Source organism: Serratia sp. SM04 (assembly GCF_040280225.1).
Lineage (GTDB): Bacteria > Pseudomonadota > Gammaproteobacteria > Enterobacterales > Enterobacteriaceae > Serratia > Serratia sarumanii.
The window spans coordinates 692,803-705,023 of record NZ_JBEOQT010000022.1; the positions used below are offsets into that span (position 1 = coordinate 692,803).

The following is a 12,221-nucleotide window of genomic DNA, read 5'->3' on the forward strand; positions in this document are numbered from 1 at the left end:
GTCACTGCTCCCCGCGTTGGGTTTTGTCGACCGAAACCTCAACCGGCTTCACCGCGGCGCCGATCGTGACCTTGCTGGTGCCTTCGACGATCAGGCGATCGCCTTCGTTCAGCCCGCTGCCGATCAGCCAATTGCTGCCCACCACCCGTTCGGCGCTGACGGTGCGCTGCGCCACTTTGTTCTGTTCGTCCACCACCAACGCGGTGGCTTCCCCTTTGGCGTTGCGGGTTATGCCCTGCTGCGGCGCCAGAATCGCTTTGGGATCGACGCCGTTATCCACCGTGGCGTGGACATACATGCCGGGCAGCAGCTCATGTTCGGGGTTGGGGAACACCGCGCGCAGCGTGACCGAACCGGTGGCTTCGTCCACCGCGACTTCGGTCAGCTCGAGCTTGCCGGCATGGGCATAAGGCGTACCGTCCTCCAGCTTGATGGCGACCGGCGTGACCGCGCCGCGCTGTAACGCCGCCTGCTGGCGCCGCAGTTTAAGCAGCTGGGCGCTGGACTGGGTCAGATCGACATAGATCGGGTCGAGTGCGCGGATGGTGGCCAGCGCATCGCTTTGGCTGGCGGTGACCAGCGCGCCCGGCGTCACCGACGAGATGCCGATGCGGCCGGCGATCGGCGCCCGCACCTGGGTATAAGCGAGGTTGATGCGCGCCGTCTCCAGCGCCGCCTGATATTGGGCCACCGACGCCACGGCCGCCAGATAGGCGGCTTTGGCATCGTCCGCATCCTGCTGAGAAACGCCGTTCTCTTTCACCAGCGCCGCATAGCGCTGCGATTTGAGCCGGGTGGATTGCACCGTGGCCTGGGCGTTTTTCAGCTGGGCGGCGGCCTGATCGTAGCTGGCCTGATAGCTGGCAGGGTCAATTTGATACAATACCTGCCCGGCCTTGACCTCGGCCCCTTCGGTAAACAGCCGCTGCTTGATGATGCCGTCGACCTGCGGCCGCACGTCGGATGTCATGGTGGCGTTGACCCGGCCGGTCAACTCGCTGCTCAGGGTCACTGACTGGCCGCGCAGCGTGACCACGCCGACCTCCTGTTCTGCGCCCGCGCCGGCTGGCGCACCGGCGTTTTGCCCATCGCAGGCGGCCAACAACAGCGACAGCCCGAGCACCAAAAGCGTTTTCCTCTGCATTGCAATACGATCCTGTTGAGAATGACTATTCTCAATATATCGAATGCCGACATTCGCTTCTGAAAGGGTTGCGTAAGGATTCGGTAAAATCTTGTCGAAGTGGGAAACGGTGGAGCAATATCCCTTCAGCGTGGTTTCAGCAAACTGGCGCAGCGGTTTTTAGCCAATGCAATAAAGCGTTCCACTTCAGCCGAGGGCTGCGCCACGTAGGATTTTTAGGGTTTAACCAGCCTGAACACCGTTTTGGTGTGCCAATAGTAGTCGATTGCCGCCGCGATATCCGGCATCCACCCGTCCGGCTCATAGGGCACGAAGCCGGAAAAGCCCAGCCTGCGGGCAGAGACCTGGAACCCCGCGGCGGAGAAAATGCGCGCATAGTCGGCCAGCGACCGATCCTGCACCACGGTATGGGTTTCTGCAGCCACCCGTTCACGCCACTGCGGCCACAGCGGGTTGCCGGTGTGGCAACCGGTCACCGCATAGTAAACGCCGCCCGGCTTCAGCACCCGCAGTATATCGGCAGCATGCTGGGCAATATCGTCGATCAGATAGATGACTTCATGACTGAAGGCGATATCGAAATGGTCGTCCCAGCCGTTCAGCCGCGTATCGGTTTGATAAACCACCGGCAGATGCCCTTTCAGCCGGTTGGCTTCATCGACGGACCGGCGAGCGATATCAACGCCAAGCCCCTGCTGAAATGGGCGGAGCTGGTACAGCAGGCGCAGAAAACCGCCCTGATTGCAGCCGAAATCCAGCACCTTCACGCCGGACAGTTCGTTTTCCGGCACCAGGCCGATAAGATGGCGCCAGATGGGCGCATGGCCATCGGCCATGGCCTCTTCCGCGCGCGGATCGCGATACCAGGTGGGAATGGTCGAGGGTGAATCGGTCATGATTTTCTCCTTGTGTCAGCGCTAAGCCAACCACAGCCGATCGTGACAAACAACCCGGTGCGCATTTTTTGAACATTGCGCGGTATTACCGGCCATGCCTTGGCAGTTGGTTGGTCACGCAGTGAATGCCGCCGCCGCCGGCGGCGATGGCGTCGATCTCCAGCTGCATCACCTTGCGCTGCGGATAGAGCGCCGTCAGCAGCGCAAGCGCTGCCCGGTCCGCCTGCGGATCGCCAAACTCCGGGGCGATCACCGCGCCGTTGATGACGAAATAGTTGATGTAGCCCGCCGCAAAATCCGGGTTGTTGCGGCTGAATCGGCTGTCGCGCGGCGCCAGCGGCGGCGAAAGCGTATGCACCTGCAGCCGGCGGCCGTCGGCGTCGGTCGCGGCTTTGAGGATCGCCAGATGTTGCTGGGTAACCGCATGGTCATAAGAGGCCGGATCGGTGTCCAGGTTGGCCACCACCACGCCCGGCCGCACGAAGCGGGCGTAAAAATCGACGTGGGCGTCGGTGATGTCCCGGCCTTTAATGCCCGGCAGCCAGATAATTTTGCGCAGGCCGAGCATCGCTTTCAGCTCCTGCTCCACCCGCTCCCGGCTCCAGCCCGGATTACGGTTCGCATTCACCCAGCTGCTTTCGGTCATGATGCCGGTGCCGTGCCCGTCCACTTCGATACCGCCGCCTTCGCCTGTCAGTGCGCTGCGGCGCAGTTGAGCGGCACCGTAGCGGTTGGCGGCAAACGCCGCCAGGCGCGCATCCCTGGCATGCCGCTGCTTATTGCCCCAGCCGTTGAAGTTGAAATCCACCGCCCCGAGTTCGCCGGCGCCGTTGACGACGAAATTGGCGCCGAAGTCGCGCACCCAGATGTCATCCAGCTCGGTGACGACATAGCTGACGTTGTGACTGCCGCAGGTGGCCTCGGCCAATTGCCGTTCATTGCCGCGGCAAAATACCGTCACCGGCTGAAACTCGGCGATGGCGCGGGCGATACGCCCCTGCGCCGCCTGCACATCCGCCGTGAATTCGCCCCAGATGGCCCGCTGCGCGCCGAAGGCGAGAAACGCCCGCTGCTGCGGTTCCCCTTCGTCGGGCATCCGCCAGGCCGGATTAAGCGCAGCTTCTGCGTGACTGCGTAACGGAATGCCTAACGAGGCCGTCAAACCGACCCCGGCAACGGCGGAAAGCTGTTTAATAAACACGCGACGAGTTGACATTGAAGACCTCCTTTAATCATTTATAATTCAAAAAGTTAAACGAATAATTCACGTTTATGCGGTTGAATCTTATGCTAGTCTTCCCCTGGCACCGCGACAAACGATATATTTAGCGGATATCTGATTAGACAGGCTTATCGATAATGTTAAAACACTGGCCCCCTTTGAGCGCGCTGCGCGGTTTCGAAGCGGCGGCGCGCCTGGGCAGTTTTCATCAGGCTGCCGAAGAGCTGCACCTTACCCAGTCGGCCATCAGCCAGCAGATCCGCAGCCTCGAAGCGTTTCTGGAGCAGCCGCTGTTCTTCCGCACCGGCCGCAGCGTGGCGCTGACCGACGCCGGCCACGATCTGTTCAGCACCGCGCAGGTGATGCTGCAACAGCTGGCGGTCGGCATTCGCCGTTTGGATCAGTACCGCAAACCCAACCAGCTGATCGTCAACACCACCCCGGCTTTCGCCCGCCACTGGCTGACGCCGCGGCTGGGCGACTTCAATCGGCAGCATCCGCAGGTCGACCTGTGGCTGTTCACCAGCTTTGAACCGCCGAATATGGCGACGGACAGTATCGATCTGGCGATCCGTGACGATCTCAGCGCGCAGGCGGACTGCACCTTTAACCTGCTCTGCAGCGACCGGCTTTATCCCGCCTGCCACCCCAGCCTGCTGGCGTTGGCGGCGGAGCAGCGCGTGACCCTGCACGGCGAACGGGAGATGGACTGGAGCCACTGGACGGTGGCGGGCGGCGCGCACGTCGGCCAGCGCGACAGCGGGCTGAACTTCTCCGATCCCGGTCTGCTGCTGGACGCCGCCTGCAATGGCCTCGGCATCGCGTTGGTCAGCCAACTGCTGGCGCAGCACGCGCACGACGCCGGGCTGCTGCAACCGTTAACCGAGCAACGCGTGCGCGGCGCCAACTGGGCGTGGCTGCTGCACCGCGACAGCGAACACAACCCGCTCGCCCGCCACTTCTGCCAATGGCTGCAGTCGGCGCTGCCCGCCGGCGCATAACGCGCCACGTCACGATTCGCTACTCTGGTCAGGCTGCCCCGCCTGACCGCTGCTACCTTCAATAAAGCGCCGCAACAGCCCGAAGAAAACGCGCTAACCTGCTGTTTCAAAATAATTAGTTGAATTCACCTGATAACTGAACATCGCTAAAAGGATCGTCTATGTCTGCCGGTTTATTGAAAACGATAGCTCTGAGCGTGGCCCTGGCCTGCCCCCTTCCCGCCGCCTTTGCCGCCGATCTCACCGCCGGTGCGGTCGCCGCCCCGGATCGGTATGGCGCTAACGTCGCCGCGCACATTCTGCAGGCCGGCGGCAATGCGGTCGACGCAGCGGTCGCCACCGCCTTTACCCTGGCGGTCACCTACCCTGAAGCCGGCAATATCGGCGGCGGCGGCTTTATGACGCTGTACGTCGACGGCAAACCCTATTTCCTCGACTACCGCGAAGTGGCGCCCAAGGCCGCCGGCAAAACTATGTATCTGAACGAGAAAGGCGAAGTGATCGAAAATCTTAGCCTGTTGGGCAGCCGCGCCGCCGGCGTGCCGGGCACCGTGCTGGGGTTGTGGGAAGCGCATAAACGCTTCGGCAAGCTGCCGTGGGCCGAACTGCTGACGCCGGCGATCGGCTACGCCCGGCAAGGTTTCACCGTGGCGGATCAGCAGTATCAGTACCGTGAAGACGCCAACAAGCTGTTCGCCGGGAAAACCAACTTCGGCGACTATTTCGGCGTCATGAAGCCCGGCGCGGTGTTCAAACAGCCGGAGCTGGCGGCCACGCTCGAGCGCATCGCCAAGTCGGGCGCCGACGATTTTTATCACGGCGAAACCGCGCGCCTGCTGGTGGCGCAAATGCAGCGCGACAATGGGCTGATCGGCGCGGCGGATTTGGCCGACTATCGGGTGAAATGGCGTGAACCGATGCGCATCAGCTGGCGCGGCAACACCGTATATACCGCCCCGCTGCCCAGCTCCGGCGGCATTGCGCTGGCGCAGCTGCTGGGGATAAAAGAGGATCGCGCCGCCGATTTCAAGGGGGTGCCGCTGAACTCGGCGCGCTATATCCACCTGCTGGCGGAAATAGAAAAACGCGTGTTCGCCGATCGCGCCGACTACCTCGGCGACCCGGATTTCACTCACGTGCCGGAAGCGCAGCTGATCGCCCCCGACTACCTGAAGAAACGCGCCGCCGAGATCAACCCGACGGCGATCTCGCCGACCGAACAGGTGCGGCCGGGGCTGGAAACCCACCAAACCACCCACTTCTCGATCGTCGATGCCGCCGGCAACGCGGTCAGCAACACCTATACGCTCAACTGGGACTTCGGCAGCGGCGTGGTGGTCAAAGGCGCCGGCTTCCTGCTCAACGACGAGATGGACGACTTCAGCGCCAAACCCGGCGTCGCCAATGCCTTCGGCGTGGTGGGCAGCGACGCCAACGCCATCGAGCCGGGCAAACGCATGCTCTCCTCGATGAGCCCGACCATCATCACCCGCGACGGCGAGGTCAGCCTGGTGATCGGCACGCCGGGCGGATCGCGCATCTTCACCTCGATCTTCCAGGTGATCAACAACCTCTACGATTACCATCTGCCGCTGGCGCAGGCGGTGGCCGCCCAGCGCGTGCACCATCAGCTGTTGCCGAAGGACACCCTCTACTATGACAGCTTTGCCCCGCTGACCGGCAAACCGGCGGACGAGCTGAAAGCCATGGGCTACACCCTCGAAGACCAGGGCTGGAACATGGGGGACATTCAGGCCATCCGCATCGATGGCCGCACGCCGGAAACCGCGTCCGATCCGCGTGGCCGCGGCGTCGGCCTGGTGGTGAACAAGTAACACCCCGGCGGCCCGCCTCCGGTTAGACGGGCCGCCGCTCTCCCCGAACAGACTGCCGCTGCCCCCTTTTTCACTCATCTATACTGAATCGACAGGCTCGCGCTTAACGGCGACGGCGCCTGGGTTCCGTTTTGGACGATAAAGATAATATTCATGATAAATCAATCACCTGTAATTATCGTAAGCGATGTCGGAGGCAAGCAACCATGGCGAAAAGACGAGCAGTACCTGGAATTCATCCTTACGATGGGCCCGCCGGCGGTTGGGGCGCGCTGAAAGCGACGGCCATCGCCGTGCGCACGCAGATGGATACCTTGGAAGCGCCGGTGACGCTGATGCGCACCAATCAACCCGACGGGTTTGATTGCCCGGGATGCGCATGGCCGGATAAAGAACATCGCTCCACCTTCCAGTTTTGCGAAAACGGCGCCAAAGCCGTGACCTGGGAAGCGACCAGCAAACGCGTGACGCCCGAATTCCTGGCGCAAAACACCGTGACGTCGCTGCTGCAGAAAACCGATTATGAGCTGGAGGATTATGGCCGCCTGACCACGCCCCTGATCTATGACGCCGGAACGGACACCCTGCGCCCGCTGGCCTGGGACGAGGCGTTTCAACGCATCGCCGCCGTGTTGCAGACGCTGCCGCCGGAGCAGGTGGAGTTTTATACCTCCGGCCGGGCGTCCAATGAGGCGGCCTACCTGTTCCAGCTGTTTGCGCGGGAATTCGGCAGCAATAACTTCCCCGATTGTTCCAATATGTGTCATGAGCCGACCAGCGTTGGCCTGCCGCAGTCCATTGGCATCGGCAAAGGCACCGTCTCGCTGGACGACTTTGACAGCGCGGAGCTGATTATCTCCATCGGGCACAATCCGGGCACCAATCACCCGCGCATGATGGGCACGCTGCATGAGCTGGCGCGCAAAAAGGTGCCGATCATCGTGTTCAACCCGCTGCGCGAACGGGCGCTCGAGCGTTTCACCGATCCGCAAAACGTCATTGAAATGGCGACCTACAGTTCGACCCCTATCGCTTCAACCTACTATCAGGTCAAAGCCGGCGGCGACGCCGCGGCGCTGAAAGGCATTGCCAAAGCGCTGCTGCAGCTGAATGAAACACAAGGCAATGCCGTGGATCACGCCTTTATTGCCGAGCACACGGAAGGATTTGCAGCTTTCGCCGCCGATCTGGCGGCCACCCGTTGGGAGGCCATCGAGGTGGAGAGCGGCCTGACGCGCCAGGATCTGGAACAGGTCGCCGCCGCCTACGCAAAATCCAACGCCACCATCGTGACCTACGGCATGGGCATTACGCAGCACAATAAAGGCACCGCCAACGTGCGCCTGATCGCCGATCTGCTGCTGCTGCGCGGCAATATCGGCAAACCGGGCGCCGGCATCTGCCCGCTGCGCGGCCACTCCAACGTGCAGGGCAACCGCACTGTCGGCATCACCGAAAAGCCCTCGGCCGATTTTTTGGCGAAGCTGGAAGCGGTGTTTGGCTTCACGCCGCCCAAAGCCCACGGGCATGATGCCGTGAAGTGCATGCAGGCGATGATCAACGGCGCCTCGAAAGCGTTGATCTGCCTGGGCGGTAACTTCGCCGTGGCGCTGCCGGACCCCGAGCAGAGCTTCCCGGCAATGAAAGCGCTGGAATTAAGCGTGCATATCGGCACCAAACTCAACCGCAGCCATCTGTTGGTGGCGAAACAAACCCTCATTCTGCCCTGCCTGGGGCGCACTGAGCTGGACATGCAGGCCGGCGGGCGGCAATCGGTGACGGTGGAGGATTCGATGTCGATGGTGCATGCCTCGTCCGGCAAACTCAAACCGGCGTCGGAACTGCTGCGTTCGGAACCCGCCATCGTGGCCGGCATGGCCAAAGCGGTGATGCCCGCCAGCAAGGTGCCCTGGGATGAGCTGATCGAAGATTACGATGTGATCCGCGATCTGATCGAAAAAACCATTCCGGGCTTCGACGATTACAACGCGCGCATTCGTCAACCCGGCGGTTTCCGCATGCCGTTGCCGCCGACCGAACGCCAGTGGCCGACGGCGACGGGCAAAGCGATGTTTTCCGTGTTCAGCGGGCTGCATGAAGACGCGGCCATCGCAGAGAAAGACACGCTGCGGCTGATTACGCTGCGCAGCCACGATCAGTACAACACCACCATCTATGCCCTGGATGATCGCTACCGCGGGGTTTTCGGCCGGCGCGACGTTTTGTTCATGAATGACAGCGATCTGCAACGTTTGGGGCTGGAGCATGGCGACGTGGTCGACCTGGAAACGGCGCTGCCCGGCTGCACTCAGCGCCTGGAGGGCATCACGGTGATCGCCTACAACATCTCGGCCGGTTCGGTCGGCGCCTACTATCCGGAGGCCAACGTGCTGGTGCCGTTGCATTACATCGATGAGGAGAGCGGCACGCCTTCGTACAAATCGGTGCCAGTTCGCGTGACGCTGAGATCCAAAGAGGTGCGTGAGGTCAAGATCGCCTAGAGGAAAGCGGTTTGAAGGCCTTCTCCGGGTTGCTCGGCCCGGAGAAAGGCTGCTCATAACCCTTTATACCTGTGCGACCAACACATTGACGTTGGCCGGGAAAACCAGCCCCTCCAGCGCGTTGCCGCTGTCGGAGGTCACCAGATAATCGATCTCGGGCCATTTGGCCACCAGGGTCATCGCATGCCCGCGCAGCTTGTTTTCATCTGCCAGCACGATGCATTTGCGGCTCTGCGCAATCATTTTGCGCGCGATGGCCGCTTCATTGACGTTTTGATCCATCACCCCGGTCTGCACATTGACCGCGCCGGCGCCGATGATGGCGTAATCGGCGAAAAACGCCTCAATGTTATTCAACGCGATCGCCCCCAGGCACTCCATTTTGGAGCCGATGAACTGCCCGCCGATCAGCACCACGTCGATGGAGTCATTTTCCAGACAGACGTTGGCGATCAGCGGCGAATTGGTGATGACCGTCAGCTGATCGACGGTCGCCAGCTGCCGGGCGAACTCCAGCGTGGTGGAGCCGAAATCCACGAACACCGTATCGCCCGGCTGGATCAGCGTCACCGCTTTCTCCGCGATGGCGCGCTTCTCGGCCTCGGCGATTTTGGCCCGTTCATTGAATTCATGCTCGAATTTGAACTGGCTGCTGACCGCGCCGCCGTGGATCTTCTTGATCAGGCGATAATCTTCCAGCTTGTTCAGATCGCGCCGAATGGTTTCCTGCGAAACCTGGAATTTATCCGCCAGCTCATTCACGTAAACCCGGCCGTTGGCCTGGATCAGCGCCAGTATTTCATTGCGCCTATCCACGGAATTAGAGATATCCATTCACATTACACTCGCTGCCTTAAGTAAGAGTGACTGCCTCCGCCGGACTCGCGGCGTCAACTGACCGAATACTACGGGTTTCAGGGCGTTAGACGCAAGCCGTAGCCGTCGTTCACCCGGCGAATTCGATGCTGATGTGCAGCGCGTCACGCTCGCCGTCGGCCGGCAAAGCGATATTGCGCAGCAGGATCCGCCGTTCCGGCAGGCAGCGATGCGTTTTGCGATACAGCACTTCCTCGCCCAGCCGCACCACCACCGAACCGGACACCGCCCGCTCCACCCGCATATTGATCGTGACCGTGCTGGGTTTGCCGATCAGCGCCACGTTGGCAGGCGCGGTCAGGCGGATCCGCTCGTCGTGCCGCACCGGAAGCATTTGCCGCGCCGGCGGCAGCGTGCGCCGCAGCGAACGGGCAACGGCTTCGCCAACGCGCAGCCCTTCCTGATAACACTGGTCGCCCATGTCCGCCGGATGCAGCATGTTGCCGACGGCGAAATAGGCGGCGTCGGAACAGCGGCCGAACTGATCGGTCAACGGGCAGCCGCTGTCCGGCCGCTGCGCCAGGTGGCTCTGGCGGATCAGCGTATACTCCCCGGTGAAGCGGCCGGTGAAGATCAGGCTGTCGCAGGCGATGCGCCGTTTCTCCCCGCGGCGGTTCTCCACCTCGATGGATTCGACCCGATCGCGGCCGGCAATATCGGTCACCCGCGAATAATAATGAATCGGCACCCCCATCAGGCGCGCATAGAGCGCGCTCAGACGCCAGGCGACGGGTCTGCCGCCGCTTTCAATCATGGCGACGGCGCGCACGCCGGCGTTGCGCAGCGTCCACAGCGCGGAGAAACTGACCAGCTCGGTACCGACCACCACCGGCGCCTTGCCCGGCTGCAGCCCGCGCAGATACACGAACTGCTGCAGCGCGCCGGCGGTCAGCACGCCCTGCGGCCGCAGGCCGCTCACCAGGCGCGGATGGCGCGGCGTCTCGCGCACGCCGGTCGCCAGGATCACCCGCTGCGCTTTCAAGGTGCTGACGCCGTGGCGATCCGTGATGGTCAGCTCGCCGTCCGGCTTGATGGCGAGCACCGTCACGCCGGTGCGGATCTCCACCTGCCCGGCGCGCGCCAGTATCTTATCGACATAGGTGGAGCCGAGCATCGGCCGGTAAAACGTTTGCAGCCCGAAGGTGGGGTGCCGGCAGTGTCTTGGCACGCCGCCCGCTTGTTGCTCCCGCTCCAGGATCACCACATCCTCGATCCCCGCCTGCCGCAGCGCGGTCGCCGCGGCGATCCCGGCCGGCCCGGCGCCGACAATCGCCACCTGATACTCAGTTTTCATCAATGCTCCCTACGGCCAGCGTCTGGCCAAAACGATCGCCCACCATTTCCGCCACCCGGCTGCTGCAATAAAAACCGTTGCAGCGCCCCATCATCACACGCGTGCGCCGCCGCAGCCCGCCGATGCACTCCGGCGGCACGGCGGAATCGAACGCCGCCTCGATTTCCCGCTGGGTCACCAGTTCGCAATGGCAAACGATGCCGCCGTTGTCCGGGCGCGCGTAATCGCGCAGCGCGTAGTCGGCAAGCATCGGCATCTGCGGCCAATGCACGGTCTGCGGCGCCGTCGGCGTGAAGCACGGCGTAAAATGGTCGCGGTAAAGCTGCTCCACATATTGCGCGATGCCGAGCGCCGCCGTCAGGCCGGTGGAACGAATGCCCGCCACGCAGATCCACTGCCGCTCGGGATAGGGCTGAATGCGATAGTGTTTCTGCTCTGTCGCCGGGCGCAATCCGGCATAGCTGGCGGTCACGCTGTAATTTGCCAGCGTGGGCAGCAGCCGCGTCCCCTGTTCGATCAGCTCGCGCATTTTGGTTTCGTCCACCGTCGCCGTCTCGCGATCCTGCTGTTCTTCGGCGGTCGGCCCCAGCAACAGATTGCCAAAGATGGTTTTCGACAGCAGCACCCCTTTGGTGATCGCCGTCGGTACCGGCAAGATGATGGCGTTGACCTGCCCGGCGGCGGCCTTGTCGAACACCAGGAACTGCCCTTTGCGCGGGCGGATTTCAAACTCGGGCTGATGGCAGAAACTTTCTACCCGGTCGCCCTGATTGCCGGCGCAGTTGATGACGATTTTGCCGTGAAACTCGCCCCGGTTGCTGGTAAGCCGCCAGCCGGTCGGCAAGCGTTCGGCGCCGGTCACCTCGGTATTGAAGCGATAGTCGCCGCCGTGTTTGACGCCCTGCGTCAGGTAAGCCAGCGGCGTGCTCCAGGGATCGATCACGCTCTCGCCCGGCACCTCTACCGCCGCCAATGCGCCGGGCGCCAGCTGCGGCTCACGGCGATACAGCTCGGCGGCGTCGATCTGCGCCACGTCCGGCACGCCGTTGTCATGCGCCTGCTGCACGATCGCGGGCAGCACCGCCAACTGCTGCTCGTCCCAGGCCACGACCAGCGCGCCGGTGGGCAGCAGCGGCAGATTCATGCGTTCGCGGATGGCGATAAATTCCCGGTAGCCGGCCTGCATGCAACGCAGCTCCAGGCTGCCGCTGGGCGCATCGAAGCCGGTATGCAGCAGCGCGCTGTTGGCTTTGCTGGCGCCGGACAGGATATCGCCCCCCTTTTCCAACAGCAGCGTACGGGCGCCCATCAGGCAGAATTTGCGGAATACCGCACACCCGACCACACCGCCGCCAATCACGACAATGTCCCAACCCGTTTGTTCTTCCATCATGCTGATGTCCCGTTTTGATGTGATAACCACAATGAAACCACACAATAACCGCATTTGGA

9 protein-coding genes are annotated in these 12,221 nt (G+C 62.5%); 3 read left to right on the forward strand and 6 right to left on the reverse strand.

Annotated elements, in window-relative coordinates; translation table 11 throughout:
• Nucleotide 1: 1 nt before the first annotated feature.
• The 3 genes from ABTW55_RS23945 to ABTW55_RS23955 all read right to left on the reverse strand — a co-directional run bounded on the left by ABTW55_RS23945 (nt 2) and on the right by ABTW55_RS23955 (nt 3,256).
• The gene (locus tag ABTW55_RS23945) at nt 2–1,144 is read right to left on the reverse strand and encodes an efflux RND transporter periplasmic adaptor subunit (RefSeq protein ID WP_060418836.1); all 1,143 of its coding nucleotides are present in this window, start codon (nt 1,142–1,144) and stop codon (nt 2–4) included.
• Between the two features lie 215 nt (nt 1,145–1,359).
• Entirely contained in the window at nt 1,360–2,040 is a 681-nt protein-coding gene (locus ABTW55_RS23950; protein ID WP_033653125.1) for a bifunctional 2-polyprenyl-6-hydroxyphenol methylase/3-demethylubiquinol 3-O-methyltransferase UbiG, read from the reverse strand.
• Nucleotides 2,041–2,125: 85 nt separating this feature from the next.
• Complete coding sequence (locus ABTW55_RS23955; RefSeq protein WP_060421126.1) at nt 2,126–3,256, reverse strand: agmatine/peptidylarginine deiminase; 1,131 nt, start codon at nt 3,254–3,256, stop codon at nt 2,126–2,128.
• Nucleotides 3,257–3,399: 143 nt separating this feature from the next.
• Between ABTW55_RS23955 and ABTW55_RS23960 the strand changes: the two genes are divergently transcribed.
• The 3 genes from ABTW55_RS23960 to ABTW55_RS23970 all read left to right on the forward strand — a co-directional run bounded on the left by ABTW55_RS23960 (nt 3,400) and on the right by ABTW55_RS23970 (nt 8,599).
• Nucleotides 3,400–4,263, forward strand: coding sequence for a LysR substrate-binding domain-containing protein (locus ABTW55_RS23960; RefSeq protein ID WP_033634584.1), 864 nt, complete (start codon nt 3,400–3,402; stop codon nt 4,261–4,263).
• A 161-nt stretch (nt 4,264–4,424) separates the two neighbouring features.
• Complete coding sequence (ggt, locus tag ABTW55_RS23965) at nt 4,425–6,098, forward strand: gamma-glutamyltransferase (RefSeq protein ID WP_060421134.1); 1,674 nt, start codon at nt 4,425–4,427, stop codon at nt 6,096–6,098.
• A gap of 206 nt (nt 6,099–6,304) precedes the next feature.
• Nucleotides 6,305–8,599, forward strand: coding sequence for an FdhF/YdeP family oxidoreductase (locus ABTW55_RS23970; RefSeq protein ID WP_047567407.1), 2,295 nt, complete (start codon nt 6,305–6,307; stop codon nt 8,597–8,599).
• Between the two features lie 63 nt (nt 8,600–8,662).
• Here the strand turns inward: ABTW55_RS23970 and ABTW55_RS23975 are convergent, their stop codons facing one another.
• The 3 genes from ABTW55_RS23975 to ABTW55_RS23985 form a co-directional block, all read right to left on the reverse strand.
• On the reverse strand, nt 8,663–9,433 hold the full coding sequence (locus ABTW55_RS23975) for a DeoR/GlpR family DNA-binding transcription regulator (RefSeq protein WP_039566063.1): 771 nt from the start codon (nt 9,431–9,433) through the stop codon (nt 8,663–8,665).
• 112 nt (nt 9,434–9,545) lie between these two features.
• Entirely contained in the window at nt 9,546–10,769 is a 1,224-nt protein-coding gene (locus tag ABTW55_RS23980; protein WP_060421140.1) for an FAD-dependent oxidoreductase, read from the reverse strand.
• Nucleotides 10,759–12,162, reverse strand: coding sequence for an NAD(P)/FAD-dependent oxidoreductase (locus tag ABTW55_RS23985; RefSeq protein WP_060421143.1), 1,404 nt, complete (start codon nt 12,160–12,162; stop codon nt 10,759–10,761). Before ABTW55_RS23985 ends, ABTW55_RS23980 begins: the two co-directional genes overlap by 11 nt.
• Nucleotides 12,163–12,221 lie beyond the last annotated feature (59 nt).

Bases quoted from the DNA above. Each gene is read 5' to 3' on its own strand.
- ABTW55_RS23945 (WP_060418836.1), bottom strand. From the start codon at position 1,144: ATGCAGAGGAAAACGCTTTTGGTGCTCGGGCTGTCGCTGTTGTTGGCC.
- ABTW55_RS23950 (WP_033653125.1), bottom strand. From the start codon at position 2,040: ATGACCGATTCACCCTCGACCATTCCCACCTGGTATCGCGATCCGCGC.
- ABTW55_RS23955 (WP_060421126.1), bottom strand. From the start codon at position 3,256: ATGTCAACTCGTCGCGTGTTTATTAAACAGCTTTCCGCCGTTGCCGGG.
- ABTW55_RS23960 (WP_033634584.1), top strand. From the start codon at position 3,400: ATGTTAAAACACTGGCCCCCTTTGAGCGCGCTGCGCGGTTTCGAAGCG.
- ggt (WP_060421134.1), top strand. From the start codon at position 4,425: ATGTCTGCCGGTTTATTGAAAACGATAGCTCTGAGCGTGGCCCTGGCC.
- ABTW55_RS23970 (WP_047567407.1), top strand. From the start codon at position 6,305: ATGGCGAAAAGACGAGCAGTACCTGGAATTCATCCTTACGATGGGCCC.
- ABTW55_RS23975 (WP_039566063.1), bottom strand. From the start codon at position 9,433: ATGGATATCTCTAATTCCGTGGATAGGCGCAATGAAATACTGGCGCTG.
- ABTW55_RS23980 (WP_060421140.1), bottom strand. From the start codon at position 10,769: ATGAAAACTGAGTATCAGGTGGCGATTGTCGGCGCCGGGCCGGCCGGG.
- ABTW55_RS23985 (WP_060421143.1), bottom strand. From the start codon at position 12,162: ATGATGGAAGAACAAACGGGTTGGGACATTGTCGTGATTGGCGGCGGT.